Here is a 25,439-nt window from a genome sequence, read left to right on the forward strand (position 1 = left end):
TATAGCTGAGTGTTAGGGGCTTCGAAAAAAAGCAGACAATAGTTAACATCACGCAAAGGCAATAGTCACTTTTCGTATCTGTTAAATATTGTGCATAGACAATGACTATCCAATAAAAACGGATGTCATCGCAGGAAGGATATTATCTAAAATGGAAGTAAGAAAAATTAAAATAACTACGATGTGCCGGCATCATTAAATGCGTTGTCCGCCTTATATGTGCCATTTTCTTGTTGTTATTTTCCATTTGCGTAAGGTCTCTGTTTTTTTAAACAAATTTTGGTTTTAAACAAGGTTTTCGTTTTAAACAGTAATTTATAAAAACGAACTGATGGCGGCTATTTTAGTCATAACACTTATTCATTCTGTGACTCACATCATGTTTTTCACCGATTTTAAAATGTGTTTTGACTAAATTATGAATAAATAACTCTATTTATTCATTTTAAACGGTATTTATTCAAAACTGTACTGTATGTTATGCAAAACACTAGGGTTATATTTAACACGGCGGATACATTGGCTGGTCTATTATTATGCTATATCAGCAATGAGAGCGGGTTCTTAATAAAGTTTGTACTTTATTTGTTAATCCAAAATTATTTGTTACATTCTCATTTATACACACATTTTGCATATAAATTCATGTTCACCTTCTGCAGTAAATGCTAACTAAATCACGTTATAAGATACTTTTTCACCAAAAGCGCCAATATCAGGGACGATATGCTGGGATGACTCGCTGGATCAGCGATAAGTTTGGGGAAAGAGGGGCAAGGGCTACCCCAACATGAATAAACTCAACTGAATAGCGGGAGACTACTGCGGGTTAAGGCGACTTTTACCTGTACAGTCTGCTGTTGACGTGTCAGTTCGATAGATAATATCTCGCCATCGTTCTGGACTTGCACCAATGAAAGTGGGTTTTCGTTGTTCATATCGAATACCGCTGTTACATGAGCCTCAGGTTGGTGATGACGCAAAATCAGATAGCTAATATCCCTCACTGATGGATTGGCAGGCGCCAGCCCTTGAAAAAGTGTGGCATCAGCCGCTAACCACAGAGATAGCTGACGCGCTGCGGTTTGATAACTACATTGGATAACCCCTTGTAGTTGCCGGGCGGTAACCTGATGTAGATATTGCATCGGTCCGTGGTCACTGAAGGTGGTGCTTTCACCGATCACCTCCGTAGCGACTCCGTCGATATGCAGAGTCCAATCCCACTGTTGCTGATGTGGATTGATAATACTGCTGATATCGATGATGGCATCTTCTAGCCATAAAATACGGCGGCGAAATTTCACATCACGATAAGCCTGGCTATCCCATTGCACCCGGGTATGGCTATCCAGTTCTGGCGCTTCCTGGCTCCAATCCACCTCTGTATCCAGCCAACTGAAGTTGGCCGCTTGATGCCAGTTATGGATAAACGGGACAGCTGGCGGTTGATTGGCTTGGTTAATACTGAGTGTATTGTGGGTGGCGCTATTTTTGTAGTAGCCATAATGTAGTTGCGCACCATAGCCGGTAGTGCCTAAATCCGGCAGAATCTCTTGTTTTTGTTCGAACAGAATTAAATTCAGCCGATCATAATGATCATGCTCACCCCCATACGGGCTATGTTTTACCAGCAAGGCTCGGCCAGACTGTGGTTGACGCAAAATGGTCAAACCGCAATCTGGGGCATGCAACGTATCTGTTGGTATGACATCTACCATTGGTGGTGGCAATTCCTCAACGCCATACAGTAAAGCATCTAGATTGAGGCGCGGCTGCTGACGATAAATATGGTGCAGGGCGGCAGCATATTCATCATTACCATAAGTTTTAAAAGCAAACTCATACAAATGTGCATGATTAAGCTGCTCTTGCCCGGCGGTACAATCATTGATACGTGGGAAGGTACCGTCCGGCATCAACAATTTGAGGGGGAAGCTGAGCATATCGCGGTAATAGGGCAGAGCCAGCAAACTATAGCGGCTATCTGCTGCCAGCTTTTCAAATGACCAGAAGCCTTGCAGAGCATAAAAGTGATAATGCACCGAGCCTTCAAACCACAATCCTTCATTGAATAACCCATGCTCTAACTGATAGCGCAGGCCATAATCGGCATTAACCGCAAACTCAATATAGTGCTCTTCAGCCAGGATCAGCCCGATCACTGCAATCGCGCTACTGATTTTGACTTCATGGTTATGCAGCTGTAGGGTGCGGTGCTGCATCAGGAAATCAGCCCCTTCGCGTAATAAGCGCCCGGCAATACAGTCGCGTTGTTCTTGGCTGAGTGTATCGGCGATAAAATCATAACCCAGCGCAAAATCGAGCAAGCAATTGGCTTCACACAGCGTCTGAGCATTTGCCTTGCCCGGCCCGTTGTATGGGATGCCGCCATGAACTTGGTAATCAGGGTAGTAGCGGGCATAGTTGATCAAAATATCCCGCACTTTATTGAAGTAAGTTATCTCGCCAGTTAATTGCCACAGTAGCCCCAATTGATTACAGGCTTTGGCATTCAGTCCATTGAGTGCCCGCCACCAGGCACCGTCATAAGGTTCACCACTAAACAGCTGAGAGTCCACCGGGCAACGGTGCTGGGTGGGAGAATAACGATCCCACTCCAATCGCACACCATGGTCGGGGCAATAATAGTAATGGTTCCAAGTCGCGATGCCGGTAGCAGGGACTCGTGTTTCCGAGTCCAAAACTACCCGATTATCTGCAATCAGCGTGGCAATAATCTCCGGATGCTGTACCACTCGCTGGCGGATTTTAACCATCTGCCGATCCGTAAACTGCTTCATATCTGGTGTGTCCTCGGCTGGGCTTATTTTTGTGTTATCGGGTAGAGCAGGATTTCAACAGCATCCGGGTATTTTGCTATCAGGTATTGCGCTTTGTGTTGGAAATCAGGGTCTGCCGGATAGGCCCGTGCGGCAGTGATCATATTGACCAACGCTTTTTTATCTTGCACACCATCCAAGTCTTTATACGGCCATGCCTGGTCGGTATTGATAAAACCAGCCACATATTGATAGCCTTTTTTCAGGCTGTGTTCGTCCAGGCTAAAGTTCCAGATATCTTTGTCGGCAACTTCGCCAAGGCGACCCAGCTTGTTGTAGGCTTCAAGATGAAAGTTGCTGTAATGCCACGGGCGAGTACGTTCCAGCTCAGCATTCTGACGGCCTTGCATATCAAAATGTGATGGAATTCGGCGTAATTGAGTGATTTCCAGGCGCTTTTGAGCCGCGGCTTTTTGGTCACTGAACAGAGCAAAAGAGGCTGCCTGCATATCAAAATAGGTGCCGTGGTTATTGTGCCAATTATCCTCTTCAAAGCCATTTTGGCTGGTTGTCATCCATTGATAGAAATCTTTGTACCAAGCTTTGATAGCCTGATAGTCAGCTTCAGTAAGCACATTGGCCGGTCTTATCAATTCAACTGCATCAATAACATCGACGAGCGCCCGACTATCAATCAAACCAATCCCACGACCTTCATTGATACCGGGTATAGCTTGCGCATATTGTAGATTCGGATTCATTCGGGTGTTTGGATTGACGAACCAGTTGACCAATTGATCTCGTGCTTTTTCGGCGTACTCCGGCTGGCCGGTAAAGCGGTAAGCCAATGCCAGATAATAGACATCTCCACTGAAGCTATTCATGCGTTTCTTATCAGTTGCGTCGCTGTTGGCATCTGGATTTGTTTCGCCATCTTTACGCAAATAAGGCATACCCTCTTTCTTACTTGGGTCCGGCCACCAATAAGGCGGGAAGCTGTAATAGTCGTGCTTATCACCACTGGCAGCCAACAGGCTTTTATCCATAACGGAATAGAGTGGTTTTTTCAGCGCAACGTCAGCCTTAGTTATCAGATTTTTATAGGATTTTTCGTATAACGGATTGTTTTGCTTAACCTGGTCAATGCTATAGTTTATATCATCCACTTTTAATAATAATGGATGACTTTCTGCCGCATAAATAAAGGGGGATGACCCCAGAAGAATAGCCAGCAATAGATTTCTTTTACCCAGAATTTTCATCATTACTTTCCTTATCCTTTATAGTTTACATGACTAAAAATAATGTAATTTGGTTAATTTAATTAATGACTAATTTTTTATTAAATATATTTATCACCCTTACTAAAATAAGGTTATTAAATATTTTGATACTAAATTTATAAAAAAGAACACTGTTCCATTTCAGGTGGATTTGAATTCTAGGGCAAAGTTTTTGGACTTTTGTGATCCAGATCTATCTTATGAATTATCTGTAAATAAATGATTTAAACTGTGATTGATATCAAATTAAATATCCATTTTAGACGTTTTTTAGTCAATTTAAATAATTATGTGTTTTTTTTAGTTCTTAAAATGAAGATTTTAATTTATTGTTTTATATGGTTTATTTTATTTATTGCCATTTTTTTGTCATTTTTCAAATGTGATCTCAAGCAGAAATTCATAAATGGAATTAAGTTTTGTTTTTTATGGTGTAGTTTTTTGTTTTTCTCTGAGTTCTAATGTTATCGAGTGTTTCGTGATTTTATTCTGTTATTTAAATTCCTGGGTAAATTCAAAAAAACTAGATATCAACGAGGACGCTGAGATGAAGACAAAAATGATAATGTCAAAAGTAAAAATAAAATCTTTGCTGTTATTAACTTATTTAGCCATGGGGATTCCTTCTCTTCACGCAGCAGAAACCTTGCAAGTGTGGATCCGTGCGAGTAATGATTCCAAGAATATTTATAAAACCGAAGCCGAGACATTTGAGAAAAAAACTGGCATTAAGATTGAATATTTCAATGCAACAACAGATTTTGAACAGCGCCTGGCGCGGGCTGCTGCGGGTAACGCGCTGCCAGATTTGATTTTCAATGATGCGGTGGCAATTGGCCAGTTTGTTCAACTGGGTATTGTTGAGCCGATAGAGCCAAAAAATATCATTGGCGGAGAGAATATCTTCGATACCGCTTGGAAAAGTGCTCAATATATTGATGGCAAATATTATGGCGTGCCAACTTCAGCACAAACTTTTGCCTTGTTTATCCGCAAAGATTGGCGGGAAAAACTGGGGCTAGAGCAACCGAAAAACTGGCAAGATATCAGCGCGTTGGCTAAGGCATTTACTTTTAATGACCCCGATGGCAATGGCAAAAACGACACCTACGGCTTTATTCTGCCAGCATCAACCACCCGCGGTTATGCCAGTTGGTTTATCAGCTCCTATCTCTGGCAAGCCGGCGGTGACTTTATTCGCCCAGTAGGTGAGGGCAAGTTTAAAGGTTCTTTGGAAGAGCCTGCAGCGACTGAAACCTTGAGTTTCATGCGTGGCATGGTGTGTGACAAAACCGTTCAGCCGGGGGCAATTAACGCCACGACGGCAGATGCTATCCCTTCATTCCGATCTGGCCAAAGCGGCATGTTCTTCTCCGGCCCGTATCACATTGCTTTATTTGATAAAGATCCCGGTAAAGACGCTTTCGAAGTGATCCCGCCACCAGCAGGGCCAACAGGGCAGGCAACACTGGCTGAAGGCACCACGGTGTTTATGATGAAGAGCAGCAAGCAAAAAGAAGCCGCTCAGAAATTCATCGAATTCATGATTTCACCTGAAGGGCAGCAAATCGGCATGGGAATGGGCAGCAAGAATATGCCGGTAGTGCGGTTGTCGATTAACAAACTGGTTGATACCAAAGCGGTTTACAACGATCCGCGCTGGGCAATGTTTGCTGATTTGTACGCCGAGCATGGTCGCTATATTCCGCAAGTGCCTAACTGGACGCCGATTCGCCAAGTGACGTCTGAAGGTTTCAACCGCATCTTAGCCAGCTGTGACAGTGATATCCCTGCCGAATTGAAAGCAGTGAATCAGAAAGTGAATGATGAGTTGGCTAAACAGAATGTCTTAGGGCAGTGAGTAAATCATGATAACGCTAACCCCCCGACTAAAACGTAATCTGGTCCCGTGGCTGTTCCTGGCCCCGGCACTGGTCATCTTCACCTGGTTTAAATTCATCCCGATGCTGCAAGGGTTGGTGATGAGTTTTTACAAGGTTAACTTTAACCAGCCAAATGAGTGGGTCGGGTTTGATAACTTCTCCCGCGCTATGGGTGATGAAGCACTACATTCTGCCGTTATCAATACGCTGTTATATGTGGTGGTCACCATGGTGGTGGCCGCTTTTATCTCCTTTTTCTTAGCCATGCTATTGGAAGGACCGGCTCGGCACCTGCGTTTTATCCGTACTGCTATCTTCTTGCCTGCGGTAACCAGTGCGGCGATCGTCGCCGAAATGTGGCGGATTCTGTTTAACCCAACCAGTAACGGTGTCGTGAACCACATCTTGTCGTGGTTCAGCATTGAAGCGCAGGGTTTTCTGGCCGATACCGATCAGGCGCTGTGGACTGTGATGATGCTGCATATCTGGAAAGCCGTGCCTTACAACATGGTTATCTTTATTGCCGGGTTAGCGGGTATCAACCGCGATTTGTATGATGCCTCGAATGTTGATGGTGCCAACTGGTGGAATCGCCTGCGCTATGTCACGTTGCCAGGCATGATCCCCGCGCTTTCTGTGGTGTTGATGCTGTCGTTTATCCGTGGTTTCCGTGTGTTCGCTGAAGTCTATGCCACGACTGGCGGCGGCCCATCTAATGCGACGGAAATGATCATGACCCATATCTACAAACTGGGCTTTGAGCAGTTTGACTATGGCTATGCCTCCGCGGTGTCCTTCCTATTATTCGCCTTCACTGTGGTATTGACGATTTGTCATCTCACATTGAAAAAGCGCATCGCCCGTTATTAACCTGAGCCGGAGACTGGTAATGAAAAGTAAAACTTGGAACAGTATCGGCCGCTGGATAATTTATGGTCTGCTGCTGGTGGTCTTTGTTGGCCCGTACTGGGGCATTATCGCCACCGCATTCAGTGGGGCACCAGTAAAACCCGGTGAGCTGCTGGCCTGGCCAAATCAGTTCTCGTGGGAGAACTTTATCTTTGCCTGGATGGATATCGGCGTCTGGCAATACCTGCTGAACTCTATCATCGTGGTGTTCTTCGGCACGGTTTTGCAAGTGTCAGTCAGTGCGTTGGCGGCTTATGCCCTGGCACGTAAAAAGTTTGTCGGGGTTTCTCTGACCAGCTTGATCATTCTCTCTACTATGATGCTGCCGGAAGAAGTGATCGCCATCCCTCTTTATATGATCATCAACTGGCGACTGCCGGTGATCGACGCTTCGCTGTACAACAGCTATCTGGGCATGATCTTGCCGGTTGTCGGCTGGGCTTTCTCTATCTTTGTCCTGACTGAGTTTATGGCGGCTATCCCGAAAGAGCTGGAAGAGGCGGCGCGTATTGATGGTGCCAGTGAATGGCAAATCTTCTTCCACGTCATCCTGCCATTGGTTAAACCAGCATTGGGCACGGTGGTAACCTTCGGCTTCATCATGATTTGGGACCAATACCTGCTACCACTGATTGTGGTGAATCAGGACAGTCTGAATACCATTCCGGTGATCCTCGGCACCTTACGTACTGACGAGAGCATCACACCAAATATCTTTATTGCCATCACTCTGTTGGCGATGTTGCCGAGCATCATCGTGTATCTGGGTCTGCAAAAACATTTCAATCGCGGGATCATGTCTGGCGCGGTTAAAGGCTAGGGAGAAACAAAATGGGATCGGTTGTACTTAAAAATGTCTGTAAATCTTACGGTGACACCCATGTGATCCGCGATGTATCGCTGGAAATTCCTGATGGTGAGTTCTGTGTGTTAGTCGGCCCTAGTGGCTGCGGGAAATCCACCTTATTGCGCATGATTGCCGGGCTGGAGGAGATCTCCGGCGGCACGGTGGGTATCAATGATAAAGATGTCACTGACGTCGAACCTAAGATGCGTGACATCGCCATGGTGTTCCAAAGCTATGCCCTTTATCCGCAGATGACGGTGCGTGAGAACATGGGTTTTGCGCTGAAAATGGCCAAAATGTCCAAAGCCGACATCAGTAAAAAAGTCGAAACCACGGCAGAGTTACTGGGCTTGCAGGCATTGTTGGAGCGGCTACCCAAAGATTTATCTGGCGGACAGCGCCAGCGTGTCGCCATGGGGCGGGCCATTGTGCGTAATCCACAGGTATTTTTGTTCGATGAGCCTTTGTCGAATCTGGATGCCAAATTGCGTACTCAAGTGCGAGGCGAGATCCGCGAATTGCACCAGCGGCTGAAAACGACCTCGGTCTATGTGACCCATGACCAGATAGAAGCGATGACCATGGGGCAGATGATCGTGGTGCTGCGTGAAGGGCAGATTGAGCAGGTCGGCACACCATTAGATCTTTATGATCGCCCGGCCAATCTGTTTGTTGCCGGCTTTATCGGATCACCAGAGATCAATCAGTTGAAAGGGACGGTGGTGCAACAGGGGGCAGAATTCCTGCTACGGCTTGAAGACGGCTCCTTACTGACACTGCCTGCAGGTTTGCAAGTAACGGAAGGGCAAAACGTGGTGTACGCCATTCGTCCAGAGCAGGTCAATGTGGTGGATGAGACCCACAGCGCCAGCGCGCTAAAAGCCACTATTACGGCGATTGAAAATACGGGCTCGGATATGCAGCTGTTTTGCAGCACTGGCGGCGGGCGTTTTACTTCGGTATTTAAACAGCGCCTGGCGGTGAATGAGGGGGAAACGGTCTACCTGCAGCCTAAGCTGGCCGGTATCCACATTTTTGATGCTGCCACCGGCGTGCGGGTTGCCTGTCAGGCTGCATAAGGACGTAATCCCATGACGCCAATAAAAACGTCTGCGACACCGATGAAATTGTATACCTTGGATACTGATTGCTTAATGAAAGCCAAGGCGGTATTGCAGCAGCCATTTTCACCTTTGCAGCCAGCGTTACGCCGGTTATTAAGTGAAGCAGATGCTCTGCGGGACCAGCCGCCGGAGAGTGTGACGCACAAAACACTGCTGCCGGTGAGTGGCGACATTCACGATTACTACAGTTTTGGTACTTACTGGTGGCCGAATCCGCGCAAACCCAACGGATTGCCTTATGTGCGTCGTGATGGTCATACTAATCCGCAAAGCCAAAATGACGATACTGATACCCAGCGCATTGAGCGCATGTGTGACCGCTGCCTGACACTGGGGCTGGCTTACTATTTTACCGGCAACAGCCGCTATGCACAGGTGGCGGCAGAACAGATTCGTTGCTGGTTTTTAGATGCCAAAACGCGCATGAATCCGCATCTGAACTATGGTCAAGCCATTCCTGGTATTGTCTCTGGCCGAGGCACGGGGCTGATTGATACCCGCCTGATGTGGATGGTGATTGATACTATCGGTTTGATACTGCCCGCCAAGCTGCTGGATACCGAGGATACCGCCGTCTTGCAGCAATGGTTCCGCGACTTTAACCACTGGATGTTCCACAGTGAAGTGGGCCACTCTGAATATGTCTGGCACAACAATCACGGCACTTGGTATGACGTACAGCGCGCAGCTAATGCCATGTTTTATGGTGATCGCGGGCTGGTCTCCACCATTATTAGGCAAGGAATAACGCAGCGGCTCGCAGCGCAAATTGCACAAGATGGCAAGCAGTGGATGGAGCTGGAACGAACAGTACCGTTCCACTATTCCTTGTTCAATCTGGAGGCGCATCTGCTGTTATGCCGCTATGGCGAACATGTTGAAATTGATCGCTGGGAGTGGGTGCAGGATGGCCGTAATGTGCAGCAGGGAATCGACTATCTACTGCCCTTTATTGCTGAACCTGAATTGTGGCCCTACCGTGATCTACGCGGCATCGATTATGACAGCGCACTGCGGCTGTTATTACAGGCGGCCAGGGGTTATCCAAAAGAAGCTCAACGTTATCAGGCGGTACTCGCTACTTTACCGCCAGAGACACTGACATCCCGTGATCGTCTGTTATGGCAGAGTGAGTAGAAAGGCACATGTGATGTACAATCAGGGCTGTTTTTCAGTCAGTGAGTGATGTCAATAATGAGTGATGTGAATAATCCTGATGACCTGTCGATCATTACCCGCTTCCTGCGCCGGCAGCATGTACTGACGCTGTGCGCTGGTAGCGGTATGGATATGTGGTGTGCCAACTGTTTTTATGTGTTTGATGAAGCAACAATGGCGCTTTATCTGATGACAGAAAAGCATACCCGTCACGGCGAACTGATGCAGATTAACCCGCAGGTTGTCGGCACTATCGCTACAGCAGCAAGCAGTGTGGCATTGATAAAAGGTATTCAATATCGCGGTGAAATAACCCTATTACAGGGCGAGGCTGAACAAGCTGCCCGTCAACGCTATTGCCGCCGTTTCCCCGTGGCAAAAGTGGCTTCCGCCCCTCTTTGGCAGTTGACGCTGCTGGAAATCAAGATGACCAATAATACCCTCGGTTTCGGTAAAAAATTGCACTGGAATGCCCCTCGTCCTTAAAGCCGCAGGGGTGTTGGCCGCGTTCATCTATCTGCAACTCCAATGACTTTGGGCATAATCTCTTGGTTCTGATTATAACTGGCTGTTTTCCCGTGTTATGTCATAGTGTTTCTAGTATGTATTATCGATAACAATTAATTTAAATAATTATCTCCGCGCTTTTTTGCGGCGTTAGCGCCTATATCCAAGTAACTTCGAGATTCAGGTAAGCGGCAATCGAGCTAATCCCCAGGAGCTTAGATATCTAAGGACTGGGGTGAGCAAGGGCAGCCAACACCCCTGCATCTTGAAGGGCGACGGGTATTTATCGGGAGGTCAAATGACGAAGGTATTATTGCTGGGAGCGAGTGGCTTAGTCGGGGGCGAACTGCTGCGCTTGCTACGTTTGGATGCCAGAGTAACATCCATTATTGCGCCGACTCGTCAGCCATTACCTGCTTCGAATAAACTGATTAATCCGCAGGGTGAGAATATCACCGAGTTGCTGAAAACCTTGGCTGAACCGGTGGATTTGGTCTTCTGTTGCTTGGGTACCACGCGTAAGCAAGCAGGAAGTCAATCGGCATTTCGTCAGGTCGATTATCGCCTAGTGTTGGCAGCCGGTGAAACAGGGTTACGGCTGGGGGCGCGGCATTTTCTGCTGGTGAGCGCGATGGGTGCTAACCCCAACTCTTGGATATTCTATAACCGTACTAAAGGTGAAGCCGAGCGGGATTTACAAAGCCAAGGTTGGCCACAACTTACGTTTGCCCGCCCCTCTATGTTGGCAGGCAAGCGCGCAGCCCCACGTCTGATGGAAAGTCTCAGTGCGCCTCTGTTTGCCTTACTACCGGATAAATGGCGCTTAATTAAAGCCAAGGATGTCGCGCAAGCACTGTTGGATGAGGCTTTTGCCCCGCCACAAGAGGGCGTTAAAATTTTGACCTCTGCCCAGATGCAGCGCGCATCATAATAAGGATATTGTCTGATTATCTCGGGCAATTATCACCTCTGCCGGGAGTACATTATCGAGCGCCCATGCATCCAACTGGTGGCTGATGTGTGTCAGCCATGTTGTTTTTGGCTTCAATAAATCACTAATGGCAAGTGCCAATGTCACGTCATTATGATTGCGCGGTGCCGGTGATTGTGGCGGATGACTGCAATCGATCACCAGTAAATCAATCTCTTTACTGGCCAAAAATAGCGCGCTGTCAGCAGGTAACCCAATAGTGTCCGTCAGATAGGCAATCGCCCTATTAGGGCTTTGCAGCAAATAGCCAAAGGTGATTTTGGAGTGATTTAAGGGCACCGGAGTCACTCGTAAAGCGCCAAATAGGATAGGTTTAAATGGGCTTAACGGCGGCTGAAAAGCCAGTATTCCCGGGTGCTTATACAGATCGTCACAACCGTCAGGATCCGGTGGGCCGTAAACCGGAATTGAATTTCCATACCCCCAGCGCAACGGAAATAACCCCTGAACATGATCCATGTGGTAATGTGTAAGCAAAAAACGCTGAATTTGCCCCGCCGTAAACCGATTTTCCAGTGTGGGTAGCCCCGCATCAATCAATGTGGTTTCCCCCTGATAACGCAGCATGGCACTACAAGGCTGACGGCACAGTGCGGGTTGTCGTCTGGCGGTTACGCAAACCACACAGTCACAACCAAACACCGGCACCTGTTGGGCGCATCCCGTCCCGAGCAATGTTAGTTCCATGTTTGACTCCCCATTTCGTTATTTACAGGGATATTATCTGCCAGTAATTGCTGAAACTGCTCTAGTGTGTGCTGTAACTCACCATCATTACACAGCCGCAGGCAATTGAGGGGGAGCTGCTGTTGATAATGTTGCGCCCGCAGTAAGCGCTCACTGATTTGCTCGCTGTTTTCCCGCCCACGCTGTTGTAGGCGCTGCGCCAGAATTGCCGGGGAAACCGTCAAACACAGTGGCAATAATTGGTGGTGATAGCGCAGCTCAACTTGGGGTAAATAGGCTCTAGAGCCATTCACCACCACATCTAGCCCATGTTGCAGCCAGATATCTATCTCAATGCCGACCCCATAATGGTGCTGATGCGCCTGCCAATAGAGAGCAAATAACCCCTGTTTTGCCCGCAATAAAAATTCCTGTTCACTTAACGCAATATGATTTTCAGCACCGGCATGGGCCTCGCGGGTAATATAGCGGTGTGCCACCACCATATTGGCCGGCATGGCAGCCCGCAGAGCAGACAGCAGGCAATCCTTGCCAGCACCGGAAGCCCCCATCAAATAGATTAAGCGCGCCATTAGAACACCTGTATTCCCTGACGCCAGACGTTTTGCACGTAAATATGTTTACTCTGCGAACCGTCATGAGCGCGTGCCAGTATCAAATCAGCCCGTTTGCCTTCTGCAATCACTCCGCGATCCGCCAGCCCCAAGGCTTTGGCCGGGTTGCGGGTGACCAAATTGACCGCCTGCGGCAAGGTGAAACTGTTGGTTTCATCTTGCGCGATACGAAATGCGGCATCCAACAGGCTGGCCGGGTAATAGTCAGAAGATAAAATATCTAATACCCCCAATGATGCCAGCTGGTGGGCTGCGACATTGCCGGAGTGGGAGCCACCACGGACAATATTTGGCGCGCCCATCAAGACCTGTAACCCATGCTGATGTGAGGCTCTGGCCGCCACTTCAGTGGTTGGAAACTCGGCAATCACACTGCCCAGCGCTTGGGACTCCACCACATGTTCGGCGGTAGCATCATCGTGGCTGGCGAGTGCAATTCCCCGCTGGCGGCAGTGACTGGCAATTGCCTCTCTATTTGGCCCTGACCAGCGAGCGGAAAGGGTGATTTGTTCCTCTTCAAACTCTGCCATTTGCTGATTATTAAGGTGATATTTACCCTGATAATACTCGCGGTATTTCGCGCGCGAGGCGAACTGGCGCTGGCTCGGTGAGTGATCCATCAGCGACACCAATGAAAGTTCAGGCTGCATCATCAGTTTTTCAAACAGGGGTAGGGTACTGTCATGGGGTAATTCACAGCGTAAATGAATCCGATGCTCGGCTCGGTTCAATCCCGCCCGCTGGCTATCCACCACCGCATTGATCATTTTTTGCAGATTATCCAGTCGATGGCCGCCATCGCGCACATCACCAACTGCCACGGCATCCAAAACCGTGGTAATCCCGCAGGCGACCATCAAGGCGTCATGGCTGCTCATTGCGGAATGGGCTGGCCAATCGACCTTGGGGCGTGGTGTAAAAAACTTGTCTAGGTTATCGGTATGCAGCTCGATCAATCCCGGTAATAGCCAGCTATTTTGTCCATCAATAGCGGCTGAGAGTTGGGTCGGGCGATCGCTATAGCTGTGGATTACACCATTGTGGATTTCCAGTGATCCGCTGACCACCTGATCTTCAAGAATAAGATTAACGTTATTGAGGATCATACCGGGATCTCCGTGCTGGTATGAGAAGGCGGTGGCGTCATCACCAGTAAGCGGTCACTCACACGGTTACGTATATTTTCATCATGAAAAATACCGACGATAGCGGCCCCGCGTTGCTTGGCTTTATCAATCAAACTAACCACCGCCGCGCTATTGATGCTATCTAGTGAGGCTGTCGGTTCATCCAGTAGCAGAATGGGATAATCCACAATAAAACCACGGGCGATATTGACCCGCTGCTGCTCGCCGCCGGAGAAAGTAGACGGCGCCAGATCCCATAACCGTGGTGGAACATTGAGGTGAGTTAACAGATCCTGAGCGCGCTGTTGGCATAGGTTTCGGTCAACCCCCAGCTCCAGCAAAGGTTGCATGACCACATTCAAGGCACTGATCCGTGGGATCACCCGTAAGAACTGACTGACCCAGCCCAGGGTATGGCGACGCACCGCCATAATTTGTCGGGCTTCGGCTGTGACGATATCCAGCCACTCCCCCTGATGTTTGACCCAGATATGGCCGCTATCAGGTAAATAGTTGGCATATAAAGAGCGTAGCAGAGTGGATTTACCGCTGCCGGAATGACCGTGCAGCACTACACATTCACCCCTGCCGACCTCCAAAGAGGTTTTATGCAATACCGGCAGGCGAATACCGTGCTGGTGGTGCAGCACGAAGGTTTTACTGAGATTTTCAACTCTGAGTTGCAGGTGGTCCATAGTGAGTTCTCGTTAGCCGACTTGCGGATTAAGGTCGAAAGCTAAAAATCAGTTTTGCAGCACCGATGAAACCAAAAGCTGGGTGTAAGGATGATGTGGATCGTCCAGTACCCGGTCAGTTAGGCCACTTTCAATCACTCGCCCCGCCTTCATTACTAGCAGGCGGTTAGCCAGTAGGCGGGCGACGCCAAGGTCATGGGTGACAATCACTACCGCCAACTGCATTTCCAGCACCAGATTGCGCAGTAAATCCAGTAATCGCGCTTGCACGGAGACATCCAGACCCCCGGTGGGTTCGTCCATAAATACCAGCTTTGGATGTGTCACCAGATTGCGGGCAATTTGGAGCCGCTGCTGCATGCCGCCGGAAAAGGTGGTGGGTAAGTCGTCCAAACGGGATAATGGGATCTCGACATCTTCTAGCCAGCGGCCTGCTTGTTGGCGTATTTCGCCATAATGGCGCTGGCCGATAGCCATTAAGCGTTCCCCGATATTGCCCCCAGCCGAAACTTGTGGCCGCAGACCATCCAGCGGATGCTGATGAACCACCCCCCATTCAGTGCGTAGCAAACGGCGGCGCTGACTTTCAGCCATTTGATACAAATCAATGGGCTGCTGTGCATCAGGGCGGTAAATAATATGCCCATGTTGCGGGGGAAGACGGGCTGAAATAGCTTTCAGTAGTGTGGTTTTACCTGAGCCAGATTCGCCGACAATGCCCAAGACTTCACCGGGATACAGTTGAAAAGAGACTTCGCTAAATCCTTTTCCCGGCGCATACAAATGGGTGAGATTCTCCACCGACAGCAGCGGATGGGCGAGGGGTTGTGCTTGTGTTGTAATCATTGGATATTTCCCCTGAGTGTCGCACTATTTTGTGCGGCAGCCTGAGCCTGTTGTTGCTGACAAAAATCGGTATCCGAGCAGACAAACATCCGGCTGCCCTGGTCATCCATCACCACTTCATCAAGATAACTGTGGCGCGAGCCGCACAGCGCGCAGGGTTCATCCCATTGCTGCACCGTAAACGGGTGGTCGTCGAAATCCAGACTTTCCACTTTGGTAAAGGGCGGCAGAGCATAAAGACGTTTTTCGCGGCCTGCACCAAACAGTTGCAGGGCGGGCATCATATGCATTTTGGGGTTATCAAATTTGGGGATCGGTGACGGGTCCATCACATAGCGATCGTTAACTTTCACCGGGTAGGCATAAGTGGTGGCGATATGGCCGTAGCGGGCGATATCTTCATACAGTTTCACCTGCATCACGCCATACTCCTCCAGTGCATGCATTTTTCGGGTCTCGGTTTCGCGCGGTTCAATAAACCGCAGCGGTTCGGGGATCGGCACTTGATAGATAAGGATCTGATCCTCACTCAGGGGTGTCTCGGGGATGCGATGCCGGGTCTGGATCAGGGTGGCATCAGTGGTTTTTTCGGTGGTAGCAACCCCACTGACCCGCTGGAAAAAACGGCGGATCGAGACCGCGTTAGTGGTGTCATCAGCTCCTTGATCAATCACTTTTAAGACATCAAAACGGCCAATCAGACAGGCTGTTAGCTGAATGCCACCCGTCCCCCAGCCATATGGCATCGGCATCTCTCGCCCACCAAACGGCACCTGATAGCCGGGGATTGCCACGGCTTTCAGTAAGGCGCGGCGCAGCGTTCTTTTGGTCTGCTCATCCAGATAACCCAGGTTGTAACCGCTGAGAACCTCAGTCATGGTGTGGCTCCTGTTGTTCATGGGATGGCGGCATTGAGGATGAAAAATGCTCACGGCGCAGACGTTTCAGCAACTCCAATTCGGCCTGAAAATCAACGTAATGAGGTAATTTGAGATGAGAGACAAAACCGGCGGCCTCGACGTTATCGGCATGGGCCAAGACAAACTCCTCATCCTGGGCCGGGCTGCTGACGTTTTCGTCATATTCGTGGCTTTGTAGCGCGCGATCCATTAGCGCCATCGACATCGCTTTGCGCTCACCACGACCAAAGACCAGCCCATAGCCGCGAGTAAAATGCGGCGCTGCGGAATCTGGGCTGACAAAACCATTCACCATTTCACACTCAGTCAGCAATATTTCCCCAATATCGATAGCAAATCCCAGCTCTTCTGGCTGAAGGGAAATAGTCAGATAGCCAGTGCGGATTTCGGCGGCGAATGGATGCGTACGGCCATAACCGCGCTGGGTGGAATAGCCTAGCGCCAGCAGAAAACCTTCATCGCCACGCACCAGTTGTTGCAGCCGTGCCGAGCGGTTGCAGGGGTAAACCGGCGGGTTACGGGTGATATCTTCCGGTGGTGCGCCGTCATCAAGCTCTGCTTGAGCCAATTGTTCTTGAGTCAGTAAATCAAAGGCATGAGCACAGTTATGCGGTGATAACTCGTCTGGCATCGGCTCCCTGCCTTTGGGGGCAAGCGCAGCATCCCCAGAGGCCAGCAAAGTGAAATCCAGTAACCGATGGGTGTAATCGTAGGTCGGACCGAGCACTTGCCCGCCGGGTAAGTCTTTATAAATCGCTGAAATGCGCCGCTCGAGTCGCATATTCTCAGTTGCTAGCGGCTGACTGATAGCCAGGCGCGGCAAAGTTGTACGATAGGCGCGCAGCAGGAAAATGGCTTCCACCAGATCACCACTGGCTTGTTTGATCGCCAATGCCGCCAGTTCGCGATCATAGATGCCGCCTTCGGTCATCACCCGATCAACCGCCAGACCTAACTGTTGCTCGATCTGTTCACAATCGATCGCCGGGATCTGTGTATCGCCGCGCCGCTGGTGCTCCAGCAATTGATGGGCTGCCTCAATGGCTTTTTCGCCCCCTTTGACTGCAACGTACATCAGCACACCTCCACATGGGTGGTTCGTGGAATAGCCATTAAATTCCCACCACAGGTGAGTAGGAAATCGATACCAGCAGGAAATGCCACAGGGCGGTTAAGCAGATAATTCAGCACAACGGCGGGCAGGCAGGGGGCGACCCTGCGGTCATGTTCAATTCCCGGCCCTCGTAGGCGCAGCGGCGTGCCTTGGTGCAGGCTGTCAGTCTGAATAATCACGGTTACTGAGTGTTCTGGTGACAATTCATTACCTGCCGGGCAGTCTGCCAGCTGTTTTTCTGTTATCTGCGGACTAAATAGAGCAAAACAGGCGGTACGGTTGCAGGCTGTCAGAGGTGCTCCGGTGTGAAAACGCACATTCTGTTGCGCAGTATCACTGTTGAGAAACTCGTCCAGAAAGAGTGGCGTTTCCTGATCTACCAATGTCAGCAAGAGACTGGTGGTTGCAGGGTTCAGCGGCTGCCAGCCGGTACTGTGCGGCAGGGCAACTAACACTCCGGGTTCGCTTAATGCCTTGAGAATACGCCGAAAAGTATGTTGGGCATCCTCTACCGGATGGTCGAAATGGCTTAATAAGCTCATTAATCTTCTCCCCGCACCAATGTGAAGAAATCAACCTTGCTGGTGGCAATAGCACGGGCGCGTAACTCTCGTCGTTCCTGTTGTGAGGCTGCCAGCGGGTGAATAACGGTATTAAGCAGTAACTCGTTTAACCCTGCTGATTTGCTACTCAGGGTAGAGAGTTGCAGCAAAGCATCGAGCAGTGCGCAAAGTTCAGCATGGGGTTTATTGCGCCCGGCAATGTAGCTGTAGCCGTAAATATCTGCGTAGTCGTCCAGTTTGATCACTGCGCGGGTGAGGGTCATATCGCCGAGAATGAAGCGGCGACCCGTGCCACCCATTCGGGCTTGCAATTGGTTCAAGCCAATCTCTGGTGCGCGGATAACCTGATAGCGCGGTGATAGATTTAAGGGTTGCCAGTGGGCGAGTAATTCATCCGGTTGGCTATGGGCCAATATCGACATCCAGCGCTGCCTGGTTGTAGAGGCGTTTTCCATCTAGTGCTCCATGGTCAGTTCAATCATATCGGCACGGGTCAGACTGACGGAGTACTCCGCCACCTGCAGGCTATCAACGCAGATATTCAGCGTCCGCACACATAGCAGTGGGGCATGAGTGGCAATTTCCAGTAAACGGCTCTCTTTGGCCTGGGCACGGCGCGCGCTGATTCGGGTCTGGCTACGACTCAGCGGCTGTTGCAAATTCTGGGTGATAAATTGATGCAGTGAGCCGAAGTTAAAATGTTGCAGAGCGGGCCACCAATTCAGGTCTGGCAGGTAGTGATCGATAACACAGACTGGCACGCCATTGACGCGCCGTAATGTGCGCAAATGAATAACGGTTGCCCCTTCAGTCAGTGATAGTGCTTTTGCAACATGCCCAATACACGGGCGTAAGACTGCTAGTAAGCGCTCACTGGTGGGGTCGCTTCCTTGGTCAAGCAAGTTCTGGCTGAAACGAGCATTGGCATGCAGCGGATAGTCATAAGGGCGCATCAGCACCAAAATGCCAATACCCTGACGGCGCTGCAACCAACCGCGCTCAACTAATTCATCCACAGCCCGGCGCAGAGTATGGCGGTTAACTTGATAGCGATCAGCCAGTTGCTGCTCAGAAGGGAGATAATCCCCACAGCGATATGCGCCGCGTAGTTCCTGCTCTAATTGAGCCGCAATTTGTTGATAGCGGGTGGGATAACTGGTCGGTGGTCTAGATAAGTGCATAGCGGATATACCCTCTCTCAGTATTATCACCACTGGCTGCTATCCACGATAAAATGGCAAAAGGACGAATATGGACCGGCAGGTGGTGGAGTGTCATGGCGATAACCAGTAAGTGATCTCATCGCTATGCTGGCGGTTTTTAATGACAGTTGGGTTAAGCTCAGATGGCGATACGATGAAGTTTATTTGCGGTTATCGGCGAGCTTTTTTGTCTAGTAAATCGATCTGCTTATAGTAAAAAGATTTATCGCATTATCAATCTGATACATATCCTCACCTAAAAACCTCACTTTAAACAAAAAATAAACATTGCCTTAACTTGAGAGAAACATAAGTGTCTCTTATAGTTACTTCTACGCCGCTGTGGCGTTCTCTCTGGGGGGTCATACCATGTGCCCTAATAAAATTAGCCGTCTGAGCAAAATAAGTCTGGCAATATTACTGGCCTGCTCGCTTGCAGCATGCAGTGGAAGTGGCGGCGGTTCTCACAATACTGCGAAGAATAGTGCCGGCCAGACAACCGGTGGAACCGGTTCTGGCAGTGATGGTAGTGGCAGCGGAAGCGATGGTAGTGGCGGGGATGGCAGTGGTGGTAATGGCTCTGGGGGCGGGACTGGTGGTGGCACAGGTAATGGTGGTGGCACCACGGCGAATAATTCTGCTGTCGGAAATGTGGTCAGTGGTGTCGGGACTGCCGTGGATGGTGTAGGCGATACTGTCAGTGATGTTGTTAGTCAAACACCGGTTGGCAGCTTACCCATTGTCGGGGGGGGCTTGGTCACCGTGGTCGATAGCGCGGGCAATGCGGTGAGTGAAGTGGGAACCGGTTTACAGAACGGCGTGGGACAATTAGGAAATAATCCTAATGCATTGGGCACGACGGCTGCTGGTGTACCGAAGGCCGTGGCGGATGTAGGAACCGGTGTTTCAGGGTTAGGTGGCACAGTTTCAGGTATCGCCGCTAATACCCCATTGGGCGGTGTTACTGGCACGGCGGGCGGATTAGTGACTCAGACGGGTGGGGCGGTAACTTCCATTGGTAATGGATTGGCACAAGACCTGCAAACCGGGACGACCAGCAAGTTAACCACGGCGGCGACCGGCATAGTGACGCCAGTAGTCGGTCAGGTACAAGATATTACTCAGACCGTGGGAACGACCACGGGCATTGGTGCTCCGGTTAACAATTTGCTGACTGCCGTTGGCGGCACTGTCACCACCACCGGGACTCAAGTTGCTACCAACGCACCTGCTTTGGCTGGGGTTGGGCAGGTGCTGCAAGGTACCGGGCAAGCAGTTGAGAAAGCGGGTGGCTTAGTTACTCCACCAACGACTACGGGAGGCTCGAATGGCTTGCTGGCAGGAGTGACCAATACTGTCGGTGGTGTGGTTGGTGGTGTCACCGGCGGAGTGAATGCCAATGTTTCAGCTAACGCCAATGCCAGCGCTGGTGGTGGGTTATTAAGTGGTGTCGGTGGATTACTGAAGCCGACAGCAACCAATTAACCCGTAACGCTAATGACGTTGGTGATGTATTTTAGCCTGACACCTTCTTTATTGAGGGTGCCAGGCTATATAAATAATAAAAAATATTAAAACTATAATTTAATGTGCGCATAAGGAAGTATTCTATGAATAATAGAGTGTGGCTATTGTTTTTATTTGGTGCGGGCAGTGCATGGCAATACAGTGCTTTAGCTAATACCGTTCCCATGTTGATTGATCAGAATAACCCTTCCAGAATATCGCGTGATATTACTAAACCACAAGCTACACGGACAGTGCCACCAACAATTTCCACCCCAACGCCGCATTCTAAATTAACACTGGATACCTTAATTGAGGTGAAGCACATTCAATTTATTGGTGGTACTCGATATAACATTGCTGCCCTCAGTGAACCCTTTGCTGATTATATTGGTAAAAAGGTACCATTAAAGAGTTTACTGGTCGCCACACAGTCTATTACTAAATTGTATCAGCAAGATGGCTATATTCTTTCTTATGCTTATTTGCCGTCGGATAATTTCACCAATGGCACGTTGAAAATAGGTTTGGTTGAAGGCTATATCGCCAATACTCGTATCCAAAGTGAAAACGCAGCAATAGGGCGTTGGTTGACTAAGCTGTCCCAACGCATTATGGCAGAGAAGCCACTGACACAAGATACCTTTGAACGTTACAGTATTTTAATGAGTCGGACACCAGATACTAAGGTTATCGCCACGGCTAAAAACCCGGATAATATTTATGGTGCAACATTATTGGAAGTTAAAGCTGACCATCCGCGTTACTGGAATGTCACTACCGCATTGGATAGCCGTAAAGGGGTTTATAGTGGAGTACTGAATGCAACCTTAAGTGGATTTACACCTTATGCTGAACAATTTGGGGTGGCGACGTTATTACCATTAAATAGCAAGAATCGAGACCAATATCTGGGTTTAAACTATCAGCAATTTTTAGGCAGTAATGGTTTATCACTGCAAACTCGTGGCAGTTATTATAAACAGGAACCTAAAGATTATACCGATGTACTGACACTGTATCCGCAGAATATTACTTTATCCAGCCGTACTGAACAGACGCAATATTCTGGTGGGTTGGTATTAAGTTATCCGCTGCAATTAACCCGTAAGCGACAATGGACAGTAAGTGGTGGCGTAGATTATCTGGAGAAAAGTTATAATTTAAAAAGTCGAGCACGTTTTAATTCGCTTAATAATGCATTACTCGATTTGGAAGATCAAAACCAGCGAATGCGTTATCCCGCAGCTGAATTGGCACTGACAGGTTATCAGGAATATACCCAATCTTATTGGAGCACTCGCGCCAGTGTGCGCAAGGGAATAAATGGGGCTTTGGCATCCAGTTCAGTTCCATGGGGGGACTTGGGTTTTACTCGCTGGAAACTGACCGGGGATGCGGCGTATTTAATGGCAGAGAAATGGCGGCTAAGTGCCTCGGCTGAAGGGGATTGGTCTGACAATGATCTGCCGGAAGCGGAACATGTTACTTTTGGCGGGTTGCGGTTTGGGCGGGGGTATCCAGATAGCGAAGCTACCGGCGATTATGGCTATGGTGGGCAAGTAGAAATGCGCTACATGCATAATCGGGAAAATGGCGACTGGCTCAAAACCATCCAACCTTACGCCGTGCTGGATACGGCTCATACTTGGTATAACTCGCCGATATTCCGTGCACAAAAATTGGCTTCTTATGCTGTGGGCGTCACCTTGGGTGATAACAAACATTATTCGATATCACTGGAAGGGGCGAGGCCAATTGGTGACCTGCCCAGTGATAGTTCGCGCCGTGATTGGCGCTTTAATGCCACGTTGACTTATAACTTTGCTAATTAAATCAGGGCGTCATTAACGCAGATAATGGATGACCTGATTGCCGCTGCCGCGCCAGATAAGTGAAGGGTCTTTCAGATCTTGCACGAATTTGCCATCGACCAGCACATTAATTAAATCAACTACTTGCTGTTGTTCTTCACTCAGATCAGAAAGCGTATAACCTGTCCAGAGCCAGATATCTTTGCCGTCGCACTCTTGGCGTACACGTTTTACCAGTTGCAAGATAGCTGACAAATTTTGCGGATGTAGCGGATCGCCACCGGAGAGGGATAACCCTTGCCGACGGATACGGGAATCATTCAGATCCGCAATAATCTGGTCTTCCATTTCACAGGTAAATGGCTTACCCGAATTCAGCCGCCAGGTACTTTTGTTATAACAACCCACACACTCATGTACGCAACCGGAAACGAATAGCGTACAGCGAGTGCCGGGACCATTGATAACATCGACCGGATAGTATTGATGGTAGTTTATGGTAAGTGCCTCCCTCGTACTTGATGTCGCAGGGGTGTTGGCTACATTCACTCACCCGAATCACTTATTCATGTAAGCTCATCGGGATGAGTTCCTTTGCCGCCTACCTGCAACTCCAATTACTTTGGGTAATCGTTTTTAGTCATTAGCCCAATTGCCCATTAGCCAGGTGTTTTACCCGCCGTTTGACTTCTTCTTGCTTACCGGCATTGAATGGCCGTGCATCTGGGCTCCCCAGATAGCCACATACCCGGCGAGTTACCGACACTTTTGATGGTTCATGATTGCCGCATTTCGGGCAGGTGAAGCCTTTGCTGGTGCAAGAAAACTCCCCGGTGAAGCCGCATTCGTAGCACTCATCAATCGGCGTGTTGGTGCCGTAATAAGGTACCCGGCTATAGCTATAATCCCAGACATCTTCCAATGCTCTGAGGTTATGCTGCAAGTTGGGATATTCGCCGTAACAGATGAAACCGCCATTAGCTAATGGGGGATAAGGTGCTTCGAAATCCAGCTTGTCGTAGGGGTTAACTTTCTTTTCAACATCCAGATGGAAGCTGTTGGTGTAATAGCCTTTGTCGGTGACGCCCTCTACTACGCCAAACTCGGCGGTATCCAGGCGGCAGAAACGGTCACACAGGTTTTCGCTCGGAGTGCTGTACAAGCTAAAGGCATAACCGGTTTCATCTTTCCAGGCATCTGTTGCTTGTCGCATACGTTCGACGATCGCTACGCCCTTTTCGCGTAACTGTTCGTTGTCAAAGACATGGGTCTGATTGCCAAACAGAGCATTAACAGTTTCATGGATGCCGATAAAGCCCAGAGAAATAGATGCGCGGCCATTTTTAAAGATTTCAGAGATATTATCATCCGCCTGTAAGCGTACACCACAAGCGCCTTCCATATACAGGATAGGGGCGACTCGCGCTTTGATCCCTTCCAGACGGGCAATGCGGGTCATTAACGCTTTTTTGGCTAACAGCAGGCGCTCATCGAGTAATTGCCAGAATTTCTCTTCATCACCTTTGGCTTCCAGTGCGATACGCGGCAGGTTAAGGCTGATAACTCCCAGATTATTGCGGCCATCGTGGATCTGCTTACCATCTTCTTCATACACGCTCAAGAAACTGCGGCAACCCATTGGGGTTTTGAAGGAGCCAGTGACTTTAACCACCTGATCGTAATTCAGAATATCGGGGTACATGCGCTTGGTGGCGCACTCTAGCGCTAGCTGTTTGATATCGTAATTGGCATCGCCAAATTTGTGGTTCAGGCCATCACGGATAGCAAAAACTAGTTTCGGGAATACCGCCGTTTTACGGTTTTTACCCAAACCGGCAATACGATTACGTAAAATGGCTTGCTGAATCATGCGTGATTGCCAACTGGTGCCTAGCCCAAAGCCGAAAGTGACAAAGGGGGTTTGGCCATTAGCGGTGTGCAGCGTATTGACTTCATATTCCAGTGATTGGAAAGCGTCGTAACACTCTTTTTCGGTGCGCGACATAGCATATGCTGCGGCATCTGGGATCTGCCACTCTTCAGCAACAGTCTTATGTTTGTTAAAACTTTCAGTGACGAATGGCGCCAGAATTTCATCGATGCGGTTAATGGTTGTCCCACCATAAATATGGCTGGCAACCTGCGCGATAATCTGCGCCGTCACTGCGGTGGCGGTTGAAATGGATTTTGGCGGCTCGATTTCCGCGTTACCCATTTTAAAGCCCTGAGTCAGCATGCCATCAAGATCAATTAGCATGCAGTTGAACATCGGGAAGAATGGCGCGTAATCCAGATCATGATAGTGAATCTCGCCGCGCTCATGAGCCAATACTACGTCCCGTGGCAATATATGTTGTTTGGCATAGTGCTTGGCAACAATACCGGCCAGCAGATCACGCTGAGTCGGGATAACTTTGCTGTCTTTGTTGGCATTTTCGTTCAGCAGCGCTTTGTTACTTTGCTCCACTAAACCCCGGATTTCCTGATTCAGGCGACCACGCAGTTCCCGCGAGATATCCCTGTCATGGCGATACTCGATATAAGCTCGGGCAAGCTGCTTGTATTGACCGGCCATCAGTTGGTTTTCTACCGCGGTTTGGATATCGCGGATATCAACCTTCGGCTGGTTCTCCATCGTCTGAGCGACCACACGAGCAACAGTTGCACAATAATCTGCATCCACAACGCCAACAGCCAAGGCTGCACGCTCGACAGCTTCCTTGATTCGTACCTCATCAAAAGGTACCTGACAACCGTCCCGTTTAATCACTACTGTTTTCACAATGTCGCTCCTGTTTCCTGCCGCGTAGGGTTATCCACAAGACAACCCGCAGCACATAAGGGCTGCGAGAGGGTGTGGATGGTT

The 25,439-nt window shown here is 49.1% G+C and carries 24 protein-coding genes; 9 read left to right on the forward strand and 15 right to left on the reverse strand.

What is annotated here, in order from left to right; genetic code table 11:
- Positions 1–142: 142 nt before the first annotated feature.
- The 3 genes from speFL to DJ58_RS06585 form a co-directional block, all read right to left on the reverse strand.
- Positions 143–247, reverse strand: a complete 105-nt coding sequence (gene speFL / locus DJ58_RS23480; RefSeq protein WP_115155778.1) for a leader peptide SpeFL — start codon at positions 245–247, stop codon at positions 143–145.
- Between the two features lie 553 nt (positions 248–800).
- Entirely contained in the window at positions 801–2,804 is a 2,004-nt protein-coding gene (locus tag DJ58_RS06590; RefSeq protein ID WP_004707076.1) for a heparinase II/III domain-containing protein, read from the reverse strand.
- Positions 2,805–2,827: 23 nt separating this feature from the next.
- Positions 2,828–4,045, reverse strand: coding sequence for an alginate lyase family protein (locus tag DJ58_RS06585; protein ID WP_032910453.1), 1,218 nt, complete (start codon positions 4,043–4,045; stop codon positions 2,828–2,830).
- A 568-nt stretch (positions 4,046–4,613) separates the two neighbouring features.
- Here DJ58_RS06585 and DJ58_RS06580 point away from each other — a divergent pair.
- The 7 genes from DJ58_RS06580 (at position 4,614) to DJ58_RS06550 (ending at position 11,425) form a co-directional block, all read left to right on the forward strand.
- The gene (locus DJ58_RS06580) at positions 4,614–5,927 is read left to right on the forward strand and encodes an ABC transporter substrate-binding protein (RefSeq protein ID WP_032910518.1); all 1,314 of its coding nucleotides are present in this window, start codon (positions 4,614–4,616) and stop codon (positions 5,925–5,927) included.
- Positions 5,928–5,934: 7 nt separating this feature from the next.
- Positions 5,935–6,819: a carbohydrate ABC transporter permease gene (locus DJ58_RS06575; RefSeq protein ID WP_004707079.1), complete on the forward strand. Its 885-nt coding sequence runs from the start codon at positions 5,935–5,937 to the stop codon at positions 6,817–6,819.
- 19 nt (positions 6,820–6,838) lie between these two features.
- Positions 6,839–7,678 (forward strand): carbohydrate ABC transporter permease, encoded by an 840-nt coding sequence (locus DJ58_RS06570; RefSeq protein WP_004707080.1) that lies wholly within the window; start codon positions 6,839–6,841, stop codon positions 7,676–7,678.
- An 11-nt stretch (positions 7,679–7,689) separates the two neighbouring features.
- Positions 7,690–8,784 carry an ABC transporter ATP-binding protein gene (locus DJ58_RS06565; protein ID WP_004707081.1) on the forward strand — a complete coding sequence of 365 codons (1,095 nt, stop codon included), beginning with the start codon at positions 7,690–7,692 and terminating at the stop codon, positions 8,782–8,784.
- Between the two features lie 12 nt (positions 8,785–8,796).
- Positions 8,797–9,966 carry an alginate lyase family protein gene (locus DJ58_RS06560; protein WP_004707082.1) on the forward strand — a complete coding sequence of 390 codons (1,170 nt, stop codon included), beginning with the start codon at positions 8,797–8,799 and terminating at the stop codon, positions 9,964–9,966.
- A gap of 57 nt (positions 9,967–10,023) precedes the next feature.
- Positions 10,024–10,473 carry a YhbP family protein gene (locus tag DJ58_RS06555; RefSeq protein WP_032910454.1) on the forward strand — a complete coding sequence of 150 codons (450 nt, stop codon included), beginning with the start codon at positions 10,024–10,026 and terminating at the stop codon, positions 10,471–10,473.
- Between the two features lie 319 nt (positions 10,474–10,792).
- Positions 10,793–11,425, forward strand: coding sequence for a Rossmann-fold NAD(P)-binding domain-containing protein (locus DJ58_RS06550; protein WP_004707084.1), 633 nt, complete (start codon positions 10,793–10,795; stop codon positions 11,423–11,425).
- Here DJ58_RS06550 and phnP read toward each other — a convergent pair.
- Genes phnP through phnF form a run of 10 tightly spaced genes read right to left on the reverse strand, consistent with a single transcriptional unit; the run spans position 11,420 to position 19,232 of the window.
- Positions 11,420–12,172 carry a phosphonate metabolism protein PhnP gene (gene phnP / locus DJ58_RS06545; RefSeq protein ID WP_032910456.1) on the reverse strand — a complete coding sequence of 251 codons (753 nt, stop codon included), beginning with the start codon at positions 12,170–12,172 and terminating at the stop codon, positions 11,420–11,422. The genes DJ58_RS06550 and phnP overlap by 6 nt on opposite strands.
- On the reverse strand, positions 12,163–12,744 hold the full coding sequence (phnN, locus tag DJ58_RS06540) for a ribose 1,5-bisphosphokinase (RefSeq protein WP_032910457.1): 582 nt from the start codon (positions 12,742–12,744) through the stop codon (positions 12,163–12,165). The genes phnP and phnN overlap by 10 nt, the downstream gene beginning before the upstream one ends.
- Entirely contained in the window at positions 12,744–13,892 is a 1,149-nt protein-coding gene (gene phnM / locus DJ58_RS06535) for an alpha-D-ribose 1-methylphosphonate 5-triphosphate diphosphatase (protein WP_032910459.1), read from the reverse strand. Before phnM ends, phnN begins: the two co-directional genes overlap by 1 nt.
- A complete protein-coding gene (gene phnL, locus DJ58_RS06530; RefSeq protein ID WP_004707087.1) occupies positions 13,889–14,608 on the reverse strand; it encodes a phosphonate C-P lyase system protein PhnL in 720 nt (239 codons plus the stop codon). The genes phnM and phnL overlap by 4 nt, the downstream gene beginning before the upstream one ends.
- Before the next feature lie 48 nt (positions 14,609–14,656).
- Positions 14,657–15,454, reverse strand: coding sequence for a phosphonate C-P lyase system protein PhnK (phnK, locus tag DJ58_RS06525; protein ID WP_032910461.1), 798 nt, complete (start codon positions 15,452–15,454; stop codon positions 14,657–14,659).
- Positions 15,451–16,332, reverse strand: a complete 882-nt coding sequence (locus DJ58_RS06520; protein ID WP_032910463.1) for an alpha-D-ribose 1-methylphosphonate 5-phosphate C-P-lyase PhnJ — start codon at positions 16,330–16,332, stop codon at positions 15,451–15,453. Before DJ58_RS06520 ends, phnK begins: the two co-directional genes overlap by 4 nt.
- On the reverse strand, positions 16,325–17,449 hold the full coding sequence (locus DJ58_RS06515; RefSeq protein ID WP_004707090.1) for a carbon-phosphorus lyase complex subunit: 1,125 nt from the start codon (positions 17,447–17,449) through the stop codon (positions 16,325–16,327). Before DJ58_RS06515 ends, DJ58_RS06520 begins: the two co-directional genes overlap by 8 nt.
- Entirely contained in the window at positions 17,449–18,030 is a 582-nt protein-coding gene (gene phnH, locus DJ58_RS06510; RefSeq protein ID WP_032910464.1) for a phosphonate C-P lyase system protein PhnH, read from the reverse strand. Before phnH ends, DJ58_RS06515 begins: the two co-directional genes overlap by 1 nt.
- Entirely contained in the window at positions 18,030–18,506 is a 477-nt protein-coding gene (gene phnG / locus DJ58_RS23195) for a phosphonate C-P lyase system protein PhnG (RefSeq protein ID WP_032910466.1), read from the reverse strand. Before phnG ends, phnH begins: the two co-directional genes overlap by 1 nt.
- Positions 18,507–19,232, reverse strand: a complete 726-nt coding sequence (gene phnF / locus DJ58_RS23200) for a phosphonate metabolism transcriptional regulator PhnF (protein ID WP_004707091.1) — start codon at positions 19,230–19,232, stop codon at positions 18,507–18,509.
- Positions 19,233–19,622: 390 nt separating this feature from the next.
- Here phnF and DJ58_RS06495 point away from each other — a divergent pair, with 390 nt between their 5' ends.
- Positions 19,623–20,738 carry a collagen-like triple helix repeat-containing protein gene (locus tag DJ58_RS06495; RefSeq protein WP_004707092.1) on the forward strand — a complete coding sequence of 372 codons (1,116 nt, stop codon included), beginning with the start codon at positions 19,623–19,625 and terminating at the stop codon, positions 20,736–20,738.
- A gap of 125 nt (positions 20,739–20,863) precedes the next feature.
- Complete coding sequence (locus DJ58_RS06490; RefSeq protein WP_004707093.1) at positions 20,864–22,594, forward strand: ShlB/FhaC/HecB family hemolysin secretion/activation protein; 1,731 nt, start codon at positions 20,864–20,866, stop codon at positions 22,592–22,594.
- Between the two features lie 12 nt (positions 22,595–22,606).
- Here DJ58_RS06490 and nrdG read toward each other — a convergent pair whose 3' ends face one another.
- Both nrdG and nrdD read right to left on the reverse strand, forming a co-directional pair.
- On the reverse strand, positions 22,607–23,071 hold the full coding sequence (nrdG, locus tag DJ58_RS0121875) for an anaerobic ribonucleoside-triphosphate reductase-activating protein (RefSeq protein ID WP_032910519.1): 465 nt from the start codon (positions 23,069–23,071) through the stop codon (positions 22,607–22,609).
- Between the two features lie 145 nt (positions 23,072–23,216).
- Positions 23,217–25,355, reverse strand: coding sequence for an anaerobic ribonucleoside-triphosphate reductase (gene nrdD, locus DJ58_RS06485; protein WP_004707095.1), 2,139 nt, complete (start codon positions 25,353–25,355; stop codon positions 23,217–23,219).
- Positions 25,356–25,439 lie beyond the last annotated feature (84 nt).

It is taken from the genome of Yersinia frederiksenii ATCC 33641 (assembly GCF_000754805.1).
Taxonomy (GTDB): domain Bacteria; phylum Pseudomonadota; class Gammaproteobacteria; order Enterobacterales; family Enterobacteriaceae; genus Yersinia; species Yersinia frederiksenii.